The 14693-nt window shown below is 68.3% G+C and carries 15 protein-coding genes; 10 read left to right on the plus strand and 5 right to left on the minus strand.

Annotated elements, in window-relative coordinates; translation table 11 throughout:
- The first annotated feature begins 43 nt into the window (after positions 1–43).
- Together ACP26O_RS06390 and ACP26O_RS06395 are read left to right on the plus strand one after the other, a co-directional pair.
- Positions 44–565, plus strand: a complete 522-nt coding sequence (locus ACP26O_RS06390; RefSeq protein ID WP_175663937.1) for a phospholipase D-like domain-containing protein — start codon at positions 44–46, stop codon at positions 563–565.
- Between the two features lie 179 nt (positions 566–744).
- A complete protein-coding gene (locus tag ACP26O_RS06395) occupies positions 745–1413 on the plus strand; it encodes a phosphoribosyltransferase (RefSeq protein WP_175664187.1) in 669 nt (222 codons plus the stop codon).
- Here the strand turns inward: ACP26O_RS06395 and phaZ are convergent.
- Positions 1400–2623, minus strand: coding sequence for a polyhydroxyalkanoate depolymerase (gene phaZ, locus ACP26O_RS06400; RefSeq protein ID WP_175663936.1), 1224 nt, complete (start codon positions 2621–2623; stop codon positions 1400–1402). The two genes, ACP26O_RS06395 and phaZ, sit on opposite strands and share 14 nt — an antisense overlap.
- 183 nt (positions 2624–2806) lie before the next feature.
- On the opposite strand from phaZ, the gene ACP26O_RS06405 reads away from it, so the two are divergent.
- Both ACP26O_RS06405 and ACP26O_RS06410 read left to right on the plus strand, forming a co-directional pair.
- Complete coding sequence (locus ACP26O_RS06405) at positions 2807–3436, plus strand: glutathione S-transferase family protein (RefSeq protein WP_175663935.1); 630 nt, start codon at positions 2807–2809, stop codon at positions 3434–3436.
- A gap of 355 nt (positions 3437–3791) precedes the next feature.
- A complete protein-coding gene (locus tag ACP26O_RS06410; RefSeq protein ID WP_105833836.1) occupies positions 3792–3986 on the plus strand; it encodes a hypothetical protein in 195 nt (64 codons plus the stop codon).
- Between the two features lie 112 nt (positions 3987–4098).
- Here ACP26O_RS06410 and proP read toward each other — a convergent pair whose 3' ends face one another.
- Complete coding sequence (proP, locus tag ACP26O_RS06415) at positions 4099–5580, minus strand: glycine betaine/L-proline transporter ProP (RefSeq protein WP_175663934.1); 1482 nt, start codon at positions 5578–5580, stop codon at positions 4099–4101.
- A 539-nt stretch (positions 5581–6119) separates the two neighbouring features.
- Here proP and ACP26O_RS06420 point away from each other — a divergent pair.
- Positions 6120–6452 (plus strand): YnfA family protein, encoded by a 333-nt coding sequence (locus tag ACP26O_RS06420; RefSeq protein WP_165751182.1) that lies wholly within the window; start codon positions 6120–6122, stop codon positions 6450–6452.
- A gap of 51 nt (positions 6453–6503) precedes the next feature.
- Here ACP26O_RS06420 and dnaQ read toward each other — a convergent pair whose 3' ends face one another.
- The 3 genes from dnaQ to ACP26O_RS06435 are packed head-to-tail and all read right to left on the minus strand — an operon-like array spanning position 6504 to position 8529.
- Positions 6504–7238 carry a DNA polymerase III subunit epsilon gene (dnaQ, locus tag ACP26O_RS06425; protein ID WP_175663933.1) on the minus strand — a complete coding sequence of 245 codons (735 nt, stop codon included), beginning with the start codon at positions 7236–7238 and terminating at the stop codon, positions 6504–6506.
- Positions 7239–7276: 38 nt separating this feature from the next.
- Positions 7277–7720 carry a ribonuclease HI gene (gene rnhA / locus ACP26O_RS06430; RefSeq protein ID WP_105833750.1) on the minus strand — a complete coding sequence of 148 codons (444 nt, stop codon included), beginning with the start codon at positions 7718–7720 and terminating at the stop codon, positions 7277–7279.
- Positions 7717–8529, minus strand: coding sequence for a class I SAM-dependent methyltransferase (locus ACP26O_RS06435; protein WP_006750294.1), 813 nt, complete (start codon positions 8527–8529; stop codon positions 7717–7719). Before ACP26O_RS06435 ends, rnhA begins: the two co-directional genes overlap by 4 nt.
- Before the next feature lie 18 nt (positions 8530–8547).
- Between ACP26O_RS06435 and gloB the strand changes: the two genes are divergently transcribed.
- The 5 genes from gloB (at position 8548) to leuE (ending at position 14690) form a co-directional block, all read left to right on the plus strand.
- Positions 8548–9354 carry a hydroxyacylglutathione hydrolase gene (gene gloB, locus ACP26O_RS06440; RefSeq protein ID WP_175663932.1) on the plus strand — a complete coding sequence of 269 codons (807 nt, stop codon included), beginning with the start codon at positions 8548–8550 and terminating at the stop codon, positions 9352–9354.
- Between the two features lie 151 nt (positions 9355–9505).
- Positions 9506–11080, plus strand: coding sequence for a transglycosylase SLT domain-containing protein (locus tag ACP26O_RS06445; RefSeq protein ID WP_175663931.1), 1575 nt, complete (start codon positions 9506–9508; stop codon positions 11078–11080).
- A 159-nt stretch (positions 11081–11239) separates the two neighbouring features.
- The gene (locus tag ACP26O_RS06450) at positions 11240–12472 is read left to right on the plus strand and encodes an MFS transporter (RefSeq protein ID WP_175663930.1); all 1233 of its coding nucleotides are present in this window, start codon (positions 11240–11242) and stop codon (positions 12470–12472) included.
- Between the two features lie 363 nt (positions 12473–12835).
- Positions 12836–13981 carry a glutamine-hydrolyzing carbamoyl-phosphate synthase small subunit gene (carA, locus tag ACP26O_RS06455; protein WP_006750298.1) on the plus strand — a complete coding sequence of 382 codons (1146 nt, stop codon included), beginning with the start codon at positions 12836–12838 and terminating at the stop codon, positions 13979–13981.
- 37 nt (positions 13982–14018) lie between these two features.
- The gene (leuE, locus tag ACP26O_RS06460) at positions 14019–14690 is read left to right on the plus strand and encodes a leucine efflux protein LeuE (protein WP_006750299.1); all 672 of its coding nucleotides are present in this window, start codon (positions 14019–14021) and stop codon (positions 14688–14690) included.
- The last annotated feature ends 3 nt before the right edge of the window (positions 14691–14693 follow it).

The following is a 14693-nucleotide window of genomic DNA, read 5'->3' on the forward strand; positions in this document are numbered from 1 at the left end:
ACCGTTTCAGCAGGTGCTTGCCACGCGAATTGGCGTCGCTACAATGGCGCCCGCCATGAGACCAGCCGCCTTCCTCCTCGCCGCGCTCGGCTGCGCGGCGAGCGCCCACGCCAGCCCGATTCCGTCCGACGCCGCGTCGGTCGGCACGTACTTTTCGTATGACAATGCGGCGGCCGACGCGACCGTCGACCTGATCGGCCAAGCGCAGCGCCGCGTGCTGCTGGCAGGCTACGCGTACGTGCCGCCCGCGGTCGCCGCCGCGCTGCGTGCGGCGCGCTCGCGCGGGATCGAAGTGCGGGTCGTGCTGGTGCGTTCGTCGCGTGCCGGCAAGTACAGCGGCGCCGGCTATCTGAAGTCGGCCGGCATCGATGTCGCGATCGACTCGCGACAGGGCGATCCGGCACCGCGCTTCGTGATCGTCGACGACAGCGTCGCGCTGACGACGCTGTCCGACGACGCCGCCGCGCGCGCGGAAACGGTGAACGTGTTCCAGCGCGCGCCGGAACTTGCGCAGTCGTACGCGCAGTCGTTCTGGCGGCTGTATCGGCAGGCCGGCGGCCTCTGACCGGCGAGCCCGCCAGGGCGAACGCCACCATCCCTTTCCGCGCGGCAAGCCCCGGCCGCAATCCGCACGCATTCCACGCCGGTGTGACCCCGCTTGCATCGGCGCGTCCGATGAACCATGCTCGTTGGACAGGCGCCGGCGCGGGTATCGCGCATACGGCGCCACGCAGGGAGCCGATCGTGACCGAGTGTTTTGCCGATCGCGCCGACGCGGGTCGCCGGCTTGCGGACGCGCTGCACGACTATGCGGGGCGTCGCGACGTCGTCGTGCTCGCGCTGCCGCGCGGCGGCGTGCCGGTGGCATACCAGGTCGCGCTGGCGCTGCGCGCGCCGCTCGACGTGCTGGTCGTGCGCAAGCTCGGCATGCCGTCCGATCCCGAATTCGCGATCGGCGCGATCGCGACCGGCGGGGTGATCCACCTGCAACACGCGGCGATTCGCGCGATGGGCGTGCCCGATGGCCAGCTGGCCGACGTGATCGCGCGCGAAACCGTCGAACTGGAGCGCCGCGACGCGCTGTATCGCGGCGGCCGGGCGCCGCTGCCGGTCGACGGCCGCATCGCGATCGTCGTCGACGACGGCGTCGCGACCGGCGCATCGATGCGCGTCGCGCTGCAGGCGCTGCGCGAGCGCCATCCCGCGCGCATCGTGGCCGCCGCACCGGTCGCGCCAGCGGGCGCGCGGCACGTGTTCGACGGTCTGGCCGACGCGTTCGTGACGGTGTCGCAGCCGTACCTGTTCTTCGGGATCAGCCAGTTCTACGCGCGTTTCGACCAGACCGGGGACGACGAGGTGCGTGCGCTGCTCGAGGCGTCCCGCGCGCAGGACGACGACATCACGTCCGCCTGACCCGGCGCCGGCGCGCTGCCGGGCGAGCGGCTTCGGCTTGCGCGAACACGCGCTGCAGCGCCGGATGGACGTCGCCGCGCCAGCGGTCGCCCGTGAACAGCCCGTAGTGATCGCAATCGTCGATATCGACACGATGGCGCTCGCCGGCCGCGAGGCCGCCGCACATGTCGAGTGCCGCATGCGTCTGGCCGGCGCCGGTGACGGCGTCGCAACGGCCTTCCACCGTCAGCAGCAAAACGCCGCGCAGCGCGGCCGGCTCGACGCGCCGGCCGCCGACGTCCCACGTGCCGTTCGGCAAACACATTCGCTGGAACACGACATCGACGGTATCGAGGAAGTATTCGGCCGGCATGTCGAGCAGCGCCGTGTATTCGCGCAGCGCGCGCCGCGCGTCCGCCAGCGCCGTCAGGTCGAAGCGCGACGCGGCGCGCGCGTACTCCTCGATCAGCGTCAGCAAGCGTTGCGGATACAGCAGCGCGATTTCGCCTTGCTGGAGATAGGTCGGGAACACATGCCGGCCGCGGCCGGGGAAGCAGGGCGGCACGATATCGATCAGATGGCGGCGGCACCACGTGAGCGAACGCGACGCGGCGGTCGTGCCGAGCGAGCTCGGGTTGATGCGCGCGTCGAGCGGCCCGCCGATCAGCGTGACGCTCGCGGGTGGCGCGAGGCCGCGCGCGGCGCGCAGCGCGAGCGCGCCGAGCGCGGGCACGGTGGCCTGGCACACGGCGACGACGTGCAGCGGCCGGGCGTCGCGTGCGAGCGCGTCGACGAAGCCGTCGAGCGTCGCCACGTATTCGTCGAGCCCGAAGCGGCCCGCCGCAAGCGGCACGTCGCGCGCATTCACCCAGTCGGTCACGCACACGTCGCCGTCCGCGAGCAGCGCCTCGACGGTCTCCCGCATCACCACGGCCGCGTGACCGGCGAGCGGCGCGCACAGCAGCATCGTGCGTCGGGTGTCGTCGCGCGCGAAGCGCCTCAACTGGCAGAACGGCGTGTGCGCGACGATCCGCTCGGCGACGGCCGGCCGCCGGATCTCGAAGCGCGGCGGCTCCACGGCCGGCCCGAGCAGCGGCTCGAACAGGTCGTCATAACACGACGACGCGGCGTGCGGCAGCGTCTCGGCGGGCCACACGTCGAACGCGTGACGCGTCGCTTCGCGCCACGCGCGCATCCATTCCCGCTGCTGCTCGACGACGGCGTACCACATGGCAAACCTGGCGCGGAAGGGGCGTGAATCTGCATTATGGTCACTCCGGCCGCACAGCGGGTGTCGAAAAAATCGTCACCGGGTGACGTGGATCAAGCATGCAGCGGGCATGCGTCGCGCTAGGCGGCGACGCACGGCGCTGCTACAGTCGTCGCTCCCATTCCCCTCAAGCGGAGCGTTGCAATGAAGCTGATCGGCATGCTGGATTCCCCGTTCGTGCGCCGTGTCGCCATATCGGCGAGGCTGCTCGACCTGCCGTTCGAACACGAGTCGGTGTCGGTGTTCCGCCACTTCGACCGGTTCCGGACGTTCAGCCCGGTCGTGAAGGCACCGACGCTCGTGACCGACGACGGCACGACGCTGATCGATTCGTCGCTGATCGTCGACTACCTCGACCATCGCGTCGCGCCGGAGCGGCGCCTGCTGCCCGATGCCGCCGACGCGCGGCTGCGCGCGCTCGTGCCGGTCGGTTTCGCGCTGGCGGCGGCCGAGAAGACGGTGCAGGTCGTGTACGAGCAGGCGCTGCGGCCGGCCGACAAGCAGCACGCACCGTGGCTCGAGCGGGTGCTGAGCCAGCTCGAGGCCGCATACGGCGAACTCGAGCCGCTGGTCGCGGCCGCGAACGGCTGGCTCGGCGGCGCGCGCCTGCTGCAGTCCGACGTGACCGTCGCCGTCGCATGGCGTTTCACGCAGTTCATGACCGCCGATTACCCGGCGCTCGCGCGGATCGATCCGGCCCGTTATCCGGCGCTGGCCACGCATTCGGCGCGCGCGGAATTGCTGCCGGCGTTCGTCGAGACGCCGCTCGACTGAAGCCGGCGTCGCTCGCGGCGGCGCGGGGATCGACGGGGCGGGGGCGCGACCGGCGTGCGTCGGGCCGCATCGGGACCCGTGCCGGCGTCCGGCGCGGCTCGCCCCGGGCGTCGTCGACTGCCAGGCCGCCCGTTTTTCCCCGGCCGTTCGGCGCAGCGGACGCAAAAACCACGGCGCGTGCGTCTGTTTTACGGTCCCCCGGTCACCCCTCTGCACCCGCTCGGCCGCGCCGGCAAAGGCCCGGCCGATTGTTCTCGGCCGCTGACAAGTGACTTCGCATTCGTGCCATTTATCCGGATGCACCCGGTCCCTAGAATCCACTCCATCGAATACGCATTGCCTGATGGAGCCGAAGATGAGAGCCCTGATCGAATCGAGCCTGTACCACCCGTCCGTCGTGTTGCCGCTTGCCGCGCTGACGCAGCTGATGGTCGAGCGCGATTTCAATCTCGGCCAGGTCGGCATGATTGTCGCCGCGCGCGGCGCACAGGCTGCCATGTCGCGTTCGCGCGCACTGATCTTCTCCCTCAACGGCGAAGCGCACGCATGAACGTCCGTGCACCGGACAGACGAAAAAAAAGCCCGGCCGGCGCAAGCGCCGGTCGGGCCGATCGGATTCGATCGAGCCCCGGCTTCGGCCGGGGCTTTTTCATTTATGACGCTCAGGCGCGGGCGGCCGACACGACGCCATAGATCTCCGTGTCCTCTTCCTCGCGCAGCTGGCGCACCAGCTGGTGGGCTTCACGATGCGACGCGACGGCCGGCGGCGAGCCCTTGAGCGGCTGGCGCGCGGTTTCGGCGAGCGCGACGACCGACACGATGCCGATCACGGCGGCGCCCATCATGTAGTACGCGGGCATCATCAGGTTGTGGGTTACGTCGACGAGCCACGCGGTGACGAGCGGCGTCGTGCCGCCGAACAGCGACACCGACACGTTGAAGCCGATCGCGAGCGCGCCGTAGCGAATCTCGGTCGGGAACAGCGCCGGCAGTGCCGACGGCATCACGCCGGTGAAGCACGACAGCAGCACGCCGAGGATCAGCAGACCGCTGAACACCGACGCGGTGGTGCCCGCATGAATCAGCATCATCGACGGGATCGACAGCACCAGCAGGCCCACGCAGCCGGCCAGCATCACGGGCTTGCGGCCGATCTTGTCCGACAGGCGGCCGGCGGCGAGCGTCAGCGGCATCATCAGCACCATCACGATCAGCACCAGCACGAGGCTGTGCGATTCGTCGAAGTGCAGCGTCGACGACATGAAGCTCGGCAGGTACGACAGCACCATGTAGTCGGTCACGTTGAAGATCAGCACGAGGCCGACGCAGAGCAGCAGCGCGCGCCAGTTGCGCAGCAGCGTTTCGCGAAAGCGTGTCTTCGGCACGGCCTTGTCCTGCGCTTCGCGCTCTTCGGCCTGGCGCTTGAACGCCGGCGTTTCCTCGAGCTTCATCCGGATGTACAGGCCGATCAGGCCGAGCGGGCCCGCGATCAGGAACGGCACGCGCCAGCCCCACGACAGCAGCGCTTCGTGCGACAGCGATGCGGTGAGCAGCGCGACCACGCCAGCCCCCATCACATAGCCGATCAGCGTGCCGAACTCGAGGAAGCTGCCCATGAAGCCGCGGCGCTTGTCGGTCGAGAACTCGGCGATGAAGGTGGCGGCGCCGCCGTATTCGCCGCCGGTCGAGAAGCCCTGCACGAGGCGGGCGACGAGCAGCAGTACGGGCGCCATGATGCCGATCGACCCGTAGCTGGGGATCAGGCCGATCGCGAAGGTGCCGACGGCCATCATGATCATCGTCGCGGCGAGCACGCGCTGGCGGCCGATGCGATCGCCGAGCGGGCCGAACACCATGCCGCCGAGCGGACGCACGAGGAACGCGGCCGCGAACGTGCCGAAGGTCGCGAGCAGCTGCGCGGACGGGCTGCTCGACGGGAAGAACACCTTGCCGAGCGTGACGGCGATGTAGCTGTAGACGCCGAAGTCGAACCATTCCATCGCATTGCCGATGGCCATCGCGCTGACGGCGCGCTTGAGCAGGCTCTGGTCGACGACGGTAATGTCGTCCGCGGCGAGCGGGGCCTCGGACGAAGCGGAGGAAGAAGCAGCGGTCGGGCTGACGTGTGTTGCGGTCAAGGTCATGCACTCCTTTGACTGCGCCGGAACGGGCGAGCCGTCCGACACGGTTTGCCGGCGAGCGCGATGTCGAGTGCTGCGCGTCGGGGCAAGCCTTTAAGCGCTTACTGCACAGGGGGCAGCAAGAGGCCGTAAGGGATTGCTTCGACGCGGGCCCGGTGGGCCGTCGCGACGGTGCGCTCATGAAGAATGGGCCGCGTGATGCGAGCGGCGGATGCCGGTGCGGACGGGGTCCGGTGTTCCGGCAACTGCCCCGGAGGGGCAACGAAACGAGAAAAGCGGGCCTGTCGGGCGGGCTTTCCTGTGGATGCAATTCCGGTCGAAGCACCGGCCCGCAACGTGCGGACGGACTTCTCTCGAAATCGAATAGACAGAGATTGAATGTTGAAACAGGCGACATGATAGCACGATGACAGACGATCGTGCAAATTGCCCGGAATCGCCCGTGGGGCGGGGCTTCTGGCGCGCTCGGCTCCGGTATGATCGGCGGCGCGCGGCGGGGTCGCGCGGCCCGCCGGGCGACGGGAGAATTCACGAGGAACCGGATGACCGAATTGATGAAGATCGCGGCGCTGTTCGCCGTTACCGCGCTGGCCGAAATCGTCGGCTGCTACCTGCCGTGGCTCGTGCTGAAGGGCGGGCGGCCCGTATGGCTGCTGGTGCCGGCCGCGCTGTCGCTCGCGCTGTTCGCGTGGCTGCTGACGCTGCACCCGAGCGCCGCGGGGCGCACGTACGCGGCGTACGGCGGCGTGTATATCGCGGTGGCGCTGATCTGGCTGCGGGTGGTCGACGGCGTCGCGCTGACGCGCTGGGATGCGGCGGGCGCGATGCTCGCGCTCGGCGGGATGGCCGTCATCGCGCTGCAGCCGCGCGCGTAAGCGCGGCTGCAGGCGGGACTTTCGAGACTTTCGAGCGCGCAGGACGCCGCGTCAAGCGGCTTCAGCGGTGTCCACCTCGTCGGACTGGCGCCACACGCACGTACCCTTGACCGACTTGTCGAGCTCGTCGAGCTGGGTCTGGTGGGCGGCGAGCTCGTCGTCGCTTGCCGCGAGAACCGGCAGGGCGAGCGACGCGAGCGACACGCGCTGGCCGTTCGCCGCGCTGCCGTCGGCGCCTGCGTCGTCGAGCATGTCGATCACGAGGCTGTCCTGGCCGCGCGTCATCGCGAGATAGACCTCGGCGAGCAGCTCCGAGTCGAGCAGTGCGCCGTGCAGCGTACGGTGCGCGTTGCTGATGCCGAACCGGTCGCACAGCGCGTCGAGCGAATTGCGCTTGCCGGGGAACATCTGCTTGGCCTGCACGAGCGTGTCGATCACGCCGCCGCAATGCTCGGTGAACGGCGGCAGGTCGAGCCGCGCGAATTCGGCGTCGAGGAACCCGAGGTCGAATGGCGCGTTGTGAATGATCAGCTCGGCGCCTTTCACGAAGTCGCGAATCTGGTCGACGACTTCCGCGAACTTCGGCTTGTCGCGCAGGAACTCGGTGGTGAGGCCGTGCACGGCCAGTGCGCCCGGATCGCTGTCGCGCTCGGGGTTCACGTAGATGTGCAGGTTGTTGCCGGTGAGCCGCCGGTTCAGCAGCTCGACGCAGCCGATTTCGATCAGGCGGTCGCCCGTGCGGGGGTTCAGGCCGGTGGTTTCGGTATCGAGAATGATCTGGCGCATGTCGGATAAATCGGGAAAGACAGTAGGGCGGCCTGGGTTCAGGCCACGAGCGATTCGACGCCGCGATTCGCGAGCGCGTCCGCACGTTCGTTTTCGGGATGGCCGGCGTGGCCCTTCACCCAGCGCCACTCGATCTCGTGTTGCGCGACGAGCGCGTCGAGCCGCTTCCACAGGTCGGCGTTCTTCACCGGGGTCTTCGCCGCGGTGACCCAGCCTTTTTTCTTCCAGCCGTGGATCCACTCGCTGATGCCTTTCTGCACGTACTGCGAGTCGGTATGGACGATCACGCGGCACGGCCGTTTGAGCACTTCGAGCGCGCCGATCACGCCCATCAGCTCCATGCGGTTATTGGTCGTGTTGGGCTCGCCGCCGAACAGCTCTTTTTCGCGGTCGCCATAGCGTAGCAGTGCGCCCCAGCCGCCGGGGCCGGGGTTGCCCTTGCAGGCGCCGTCGGTATAAATGTCTATGGTGTCGGTGGTCATGAGTGTTCTTGATGGGTGGTCGGGGTGGCCGCGGGCGTCAGGCCCGGCGCGAGCACGGGCTTCTTCATCTTGATCTGGCCGACGAGGCGCATGCCGCGCACGCGCTTGACGGCCGTGACCATGTAGACGGCGCCGAAGATTGGCCACCAGCGGTCGCCGGCGGCTTCCATGAAGCCGTAGCGGGCAAGCCATTTGTCGGTGACGAGCGGCGGCCGGTAGCAGCCGAAACGGCCGCGCTCGAGATCGAAGCCGAGCAGCTTGATCCAGTCCTTGAGCCGGATGAACGCGATCTGGTCGCGCGCGGCCGGCACGAACGGGCGGTTCGCCATGCGCCCGAACGATTGCCGCATGCCCCACAGGCTCAGCGAATTGAAGCCGGTGATCACGAGCTGGCCTTCCGGCATCAGCACGCGTTCGGCCTCGCGCAGCAGGCGGTGAGGGTCCGACGTGAATTCGAGCGTGTGCGGCATCACGATCAGGTCGACGCTCTGCGACTCGAACGGCAGGTCTAGGAGGTCGCACCACGTCGTGCTGCGATCGGCCGGCGCGTGTTCGGGCCCGCGCGCCTCGCGCGCCCATGGATACTGGTAGGGCGCGCTCGCGCCGCTCGCCGGATCGAGCACGAGGCCGCGATACGGCATGCGGTTCTCGCGCAGCGCGTCGAGCTGCGGCAGGCCGAGCTGGAGCGCGTGAAACCCGAACACGTCGGACACGATCCGGTCGAGCTGCGCCTGCTCCCAGCCCAGCACGTAGCGGCCGGGCGGCGAGTCGGTCCAGGCGGGCCAGTCTATAATTTGTGGATCGGACATAACGTTGATTGCGCGCCCATGAACGAGCTGGAATACGTGCCGGTGCCGGCATTCGAAGACAACTACATCTGGCTCGTGTCGGACGGCCGCGATGCGATCGCCGTCGATCCGGGTGAAGCCGCGCCGGTACGCCGTGTTCTTGCGGAACGCGGCTGGCGGTTGACCGCTATTTTACTCACGCACCACCACGCCGACCATGTCGGTGGTGTCGCCGCCCTGCGCGATAGCCAACCGGACGATGTGCCGCTCGTGGTTTACGGCCCGGCAGCCGAGGCGATCGGCGTGGTCACGCGGCCGCTCACGGGCGGCGATCGCGTGACGCTCGACGCACCGGCGCTCGCGTTCGACGTGCTCGACGTGCCCGGTCACACGCGCGGCCACATCGCGTATTTTCAGGCGGCCGGCGTAGGCGCGGCCACGCCGCACGTGTTCTGCGGCGACACGCTGTTCTCGTGCGGCTGCGGCCGCCTGTTCGAAGGCACGCCCGCGCAGATGCTCGCATCGCTCGACGCGCTCGCCGCGCTGCCCGGCGACACGCGCGTGCATTGCGCACACGAATACACACTGTCGAACATCCGCTTCGCGCTCGCGTGCGAACCGGGCAATGCGGCGCTCGCCGCGTGGCGCGACGACGCGCAGGCGCTGCGCGCGCGCGGCGTGCCGACGCTCCCCACCACCATCGCGCACGAACGTGCCGTGAACCCGTTCATGCGCGCGGACAGCGCGGCGATCCATGCGACGCTCGAGGCCGAGCTGCACGAAACGGTGCCGGATCGTCTGGCGGCATTCACGCTGATGCGCGAGTGGAAAAATCGTTTCCGATGACGCATTCCGGAGGACTCCAAACCTCAGGTGGCGCCTGTAAAAATTGCTCCAAATGTAGGATTTCGCTGAGTTTTCGGTGTTTTTATTGACGTGAAGCACGCACTTCCGTAGTATCGCCTGCAATTTCCAGCCGTCGGAAGCCGAGATTTTCATGCGACTTATATTGAGTGCGATGGTGGTCCTGCTACTCGCCGCTTGTGCGAGCCAGGCTCCTGTCGCCAACAACGCCGCCGATTCGCAGGCGACGTCCAACTACCTCCGTAAATCAGCCACCGCCAAAGAAACTGTCGACGTCGACAAGCAATCCGTCGGCGACCTGACCAGTGCGGACTCCGATCTCTGGGGCCGCATCCGTCGCGGCTTCCAGATGCCCGACCTGCAGAGCGACCTCGTCGACATGCAGACCACGTGGTACACGCAGCGTCCCGATTACGTGCAGCGCATGACCGAGCGCTCGCAGAAGTACCTGTATCACATCGTCGAGGAACTCGAGGCGCGCCACATGCCGACCGAGCTCGCGCTGCTGCCGTTCATCGAATCCGCGTACAACCCGCAGGCGCTGTCGGTCGCGAAGGCGGCCGGCATGTGGCAGTTCATGCCGGGCACGGGCCGCACGTACAACCTGAAGCGCAACATGTGGCAGGACGAGCGTCGCGACGTGCTCGCGTCGACGAGCGCCGCGCTCGACTACCTGTCGCGCCTGCATGACATGTTCGGCGACTGGTATCTGGCGCTGGCCGCGTACAACTGGGGCGAGGGCAACGTGCAGCGCGCGATCGCGCGCAACCAGGCGGCCGGCCTGCCGACCGACTACCAGAGCCTGCGGATGCCGAACGAGACGCGCAACTACGTGCCGAAGCTGCAGGCGGTGAAGAACATCATCGCGAGTCCGCAGCAGTATGGCCTCGCGCTGCCGGACATTCCGAATCACCCGTATTTCGTGACGGTCACGACGTCGCGCGACATTGACGTGGCGGTGGCCGCGAAGCTCGCGAACCTGTCGCTCGACGAATTCCGCTCGCTGAACCCGTCGTTCGCGAAGCCGGTGATCCTGGGTGCGACCGAGCCGCAGATCCTGCTGCCGTTCGACAATGCAGCGGCGTTCGAGAAGAACCTGAAGGCGCACAACGGCCAGCTGTCGTCGTGGACCACCTACACGGTCAGCGAGCGCGCGCGTCCGGCTGCGATCGCCGAGAAGATCGGTGTCGACGCCGATACGCTGATGTCGATCAACAAGATTCCGGCCGGCATGCGCCTGAAACCGGGTTCGACGATCGTCGTGCCGCGTGGCGATGACGACGACGAGGACATCAGCGCGGACGTCGCCGAAAATGGCGTGCTCGCGATGGAGCCCGACGTGCCCGACACGCGCAAGATGCTGATCCGCGTGCGCCGCAAGCAGTCGATGGCCGCACTCGCCGGCCGCTACGGCGTCTCGGTCGGCCAGCTGAAGGCATGGAACCGAACGCACCGCGATATGGTGATGCCGGGCCAGGCGCTCGTGCTGCACGTGCCGGTCGGCCGTGCGGTGCCGGCCGAGCCGGGTCCGGAGCGGATCGCGACGTCGGCGGCCGGTGCGCATATCGAGCGTGCGAGCCTGTCCGTCGGCGGCAAGTCGCGTGGCGCGAAGCACGCCGCCGCGAAGCCGGCAGCCCGCGCGGCGAAGGCGGCCCCCGCGAAGGCGGCGCCGGCCAAGGTTGCTGCGAGCAAGAGCAAGAAGAAGTAACGCGGTCGCGGTCGCAACGCGGCGGTCCATCCGGGCCGCGCGATTGCGTTATCATCCGACGAAACGCGAGGCAACGCCGTCACCGAGGTGACGGCGTTTTCATTTGTGCGCGGCGGCGCGGCCGCTGTCGCGCGGGACGTGGAATAACAAGGAGAGGCGATGTCATCGGTGCAGGCGAGGGTGCTCGCCCTGTTTGCGATCGGGTATTTCGTGTCGTATGTGTTCCGCGGCGTCAATCTCGGCTTCGCGCCGTTCGTCACGCACGAGCTCGGGCTGTCGGCCGCCGATCTCGGGCTGCTCACCAGCCTCTATTTCCTCGGCTTCGCCGGCGCGCAGATTCCGGCCGGCGTGCTGCTCGACCATTTCGGCCCGCGCCGCGTGACGGCCGGGATGCTGCTGTTCGCGGCGGCCGGCGCCGCGGTGTTCGGCGTCGCGCACGACCTCGGCACGATGATGATCGGCCGGCTCCTGATCGGCGTCGGCGTCTCGGTGTGCCTCGGTGCGGCATTCAAGGCGCTCGCGCAGCATTTTCCCGTGGCCCGGTTGCCGCTCCTCAACGGTCTCGTGATGGCCGTCGGCGGCCTCGGCGGCGTCGCGGTCGGCTCGCCGCTGACCTGGCTGCTCGGGCTCGCGAGCTGGCGCGCGATCTGCGGCGGCCTCGCGGTGCTGACGATCGTCGTCGCTGCCGCGATCGGCTTCGGCGCGCCGGAAGCCGAACAGCCACGCCACCAGGGCGGGCTCGTCAGCCAGTTCAAGGGCACCTGGCACATCCTGAGCAGTCGCGCGTTCTGGAAGATCTCGTCGTTCTCGGTCGTCACGCAGGGCGTGTTCTATGCGATGCAGTCGCTGTGGGTCGGGCCGTACCTGCGCGATGTCGCGGGGTTCGATGCGCAGCGCGCGGCGCAACTCGTGTCGGTGCTCGGCTTCGCGATGATGGCCGGCTGCGTCGGCTTCGGCGCGGCGGCGCGCGTGCTCGAGCGGCGCGGGGTGTCCGTCCAGGCATTTTGCGGCGTCGGCATGGCGCTGTTCGTCGCGACGCAAGCCGCGATCGTCGCGCGCGTCCCGCTGCCGCCGGCCGTATTATGGGCGGCGTACGGGATGTTCGGCGGCGTCGGGATCCTGACCTATGCGGTGCTGGCCCGTCATTTCCCGGCCCATCTGATCGGCCGCGCGAACACGACGCTCACCCTCGTGATCTTCGTGCTGATCTTTGCGTTCCAGATCGGTATCGGCGGGGTGCTGTCGCACTGGCCGGCGATCGACGGCCATTACCCGGCCGCCGCACACTTCACCGCGTGGAGCGCGTTGCTCGCGCTGCAGCTCGCGAGCGCGGTCTGGTACGCGTGGCCTGCGCGCGGCACTGGCAAGCAGGGTGATCCGGCGGTACGCTGACGGGTAGGGCGGCCCGCGCAAACGGGGCCGCAGCAGCGCGCGCGGCACGCGGTCGCGGCACTGTCAGACGCGCCGCATGCATGATCGGACGGCCATATCGATTGAAGATAGGGCCATTTTCGGGCTATAATTTGAAAGTTTGTGCTGATCAACCTCGCACCCTAGCGCCTACCTCACTCATCCCGTTCATCCGCCGCACGCCGCCTGTCGGGCGATGCCGCGAAGCCTCGTGCGCCACGCGCCGGGTTCGCGTCTCGACAACGCAGGTCGCGTCCAGCTAGCGACTCCGCGCGCCTACGCAGCGCGGCGCTCGCGCGGCAGGGTAAACAGGTCGGCAGCAGGGTGTTCCCCAAGGAGCCTCCCGTGTTGCCGTCTTTTTCTCCCGCCTTGCTTGCACTCGCCGACGGCACGGTCTTTCGTGGTTATTCGATCGGGGCCGAAGGCCATACGATCGGTGAAGTCGTGTTCAACACCGCGATTACCGGCTATCAGGAAATCCTGACCGATCCGAGCTACGCGCGTCAGATCGTCACGCTCACTTACCCGCATATCGGCAACGTCGGCATCAACGCCGAAGACGTCGAAGCCACGAAAGTCCATGCCGCCGGCCTGATCATCCGTGATCTGCCCACGCTCGCATCGAACTTCCGCATGGACCGCACGCTCGGCGACTACCTGCGCGACGAAGGCGTCGTCGCGATCGCCGGCATCGATACCCGCAAGCTGACCCGTATCCTGCGCGACAAGGGCGCGCAGAACGGCTGCATCCTGGCCGGTTCGGACGACGAGGCAAAGGCGATCGAGCTCGCGCGCTCGTTCCCGGGCCTCGCCGGCATGGATCTCGCGAAGGTCGTGTCGACCACGAAGCCGTTCGAGTGGAAGCAGACCGAATGGCGCCTCGAAGGCGGCTACGGGATGCAGGAATCGCCGAAATACCGCGTCGTCGCGTACGACTTCGGCGTCAAGTACAACATCCTGCGCATGCTCGCGGAACGCGGCTGCCAGGTAACGGTGCTGCCGGCGCAGGCCAGCGCGGCCGACGCGCTCGCGCTGAATCCGGACGGCATCTTCCTGTCGAACGGCCCCGGCGACCCGGAGCCGTGCGACTACGCGATCGCGGCCACGAAGGAATTCATCGAGCGCGGCGTGCCGACCTTCGGCATCTGCCTCGGCCACCAGATCATGGGCCTCGCGGTCGGCGCCAAGACGCTGAAGATGAAGACGGGCCACCACGGCGCGAACCATCCGGTGAAGGATCTCGGCGACGGCCGCGTGGTGATCACGTCGCAGAACCACGGCTTCGCGGTCGACGCGGATTCGCTGCCGGCCAACGCGCGCGTGACGCACGTGTCGCTGTTCGACGGCACGCTGCAGGGCTTCGAGCTGACCGACAAGCCGGCGTTCTGCTTCCAGGGCCACCCGGAAGCGTCGCCCGGCCCGCACGACATCGGCTATCTGTTCGACCGTTTCACCGCCCTGATGGACGCGGCGCAGCAGCGCAACGCCTGACGCCACTGAAGCAACCGAAGAACGGGAGATTCGCATCATGTTCGGCCACGCACTCGGCATCACGGATATCTGGACCTACGTGTTCGGCGTGATCTTCATCATCCTGCTGCCGGGGCCGAACTCGATGTACGTGCTGTCGCTCGCGGCGCAGCGCGGCGTGAAGGCCGGCTACCGCGCGGCCTGCGGCGTGTTCGTCGGCGATACGGTGCTGATGGTGCTGTCCGCCGCGGGCGTCGCGTCGCTGCTGAAGGCGAACCCGCTGCTGTTCTCCGTCGTCAAGTACGGCGGCGCCGCGTATCTGCTGTACATCGGTGCCGGGATGCTGCGCGGCGCGTGGCGCAAGCTGCGCGCACGCGCCGATGCGCCGGCCGACGCGCCGCTCGCGGTCGACGGCGAGCGCTCGTTCGACAAGCCGTTCCGCAAGGCGCTGATCGTGAGCCTCCTGAATCCGAAGGCGATCCTGTTCTTCATCTCGTTCTTCATCCAGTTCGTCGACCCGGCATTCCCGCATCCCGCGCTGTCGTTCGTCGTGCTCGGGGCGATCGCGCAATGCGCGAGCTTCCTGTACCTGAGCACGCTGATCTTCGCGGGTGCGCGGCTCGCCGAGCATTTCCGTCGCCGCCGCAAGCTCGCGGCGGGCGCGGCGAGCAGCGTGGGCGGCCTGTTCATCGGTTTCTCGGTGAAGCTCGCGCTCGCCACCATGAGTTGAGCG

It is taken from the genome of Burkholderia sp. R-40 (assembly GCF_049942845.1).
GTDB lineage: Bacteria > Pseudomonadota > Gammaproteobacteria > Burkholderiales > Burkholderiaceae > Burkholderia > Burkholderia ambifaria.

Bases quoted from the DNA above. Each gene is read 5' to 3' on its own strand.
- ACP26O_RS06390 (WP_175663937.1), top strand. From the start codon at position 44: ATGGCGCCCGCCATGAGACCAGCCGCCTTCCTCCTCGCCGCGCTCGGC.
- phaZ (WP_175663936.1), bottom strand. From the start codon at position 2,623: ATGTGGTACGCCGTCGTCGAGCAGCAGCGGGAATGGATGCGCGCGTGG.
- ACP26O_RS06405 (WP_175663935.1), top strand. From the start codon at position 2,807: ATGAAGCTGATCGGCATGCTGGATTCCCCGTTCGTGCGCCGTGTCGCC.
- ACP26O_RS06410 (WP_105833836.1), top strand. From the start codon at position 3,792: ATGAGAGCCCTGATCGAATCGAGCCTGTACCACCCGTCCGTCGTGTTG.
- proP (WP_175663934.1), bottom strand. From the start codon at position 5,580: ATGACCTTGACCGCAACACACGTCAGCCCGACCGCTGCTTCTTCCTCC.
- ACP26O_RS06420 (WP_165751182.1), top strand. From the start codon at position 6,120: ATGACCGAATTGATGAAGATCGCGGCGCTGTTCGCCGTTACCGCGCTG.
- dnaQ (WP_175663933.1), bottom strand. From the start codon at position 7,238: ATGCGCCAGATCATTCTCGATACCGAAACCACCGGCCTGAACCCCCGC.
- rnhA (WP_105833750.1), bottom strand. From the start codon at position 7,720: ATGACCACCGACACCATAGACATTTATACCGACGGCGCCTGCAAGGGC.
- ACP26O_RS06435 (WP_006750294.1), bottom strand. From the start codon at position 8,529: ATGTCCGATCCACAAATTATAGACTGGCCCGCCTGGACCGACTCGCCG.
- gloB (WP_175663932.1), top strand. From the start codon at position 8,548: ATGAACGAGCTGGAATACGTGCCGGTGCCGGCATTCGAAGACAACTAC.
- ACP26O_RS06445 (WP_175663931.1), top strand. From the start codon at position 9,506: ATGCGACTTATATTGAGTGCGATGGTGGTCCTGCTACTCGCCGCTTGT.
- ACP26O_RS06450 (WP_175663930.1), top strand. From the start codon at position 11,240: ATGTCATCGGTGCAGGCGAGGGTGCTCGCCCTGTTTGCGATCGGGTAT.
- leuE (WP_006750299.1), top strand. From the start codon at position 14,019: ATGTTCGGCCACGCACTCGGCATCACGGATATCTGGACCTACGTGTTC.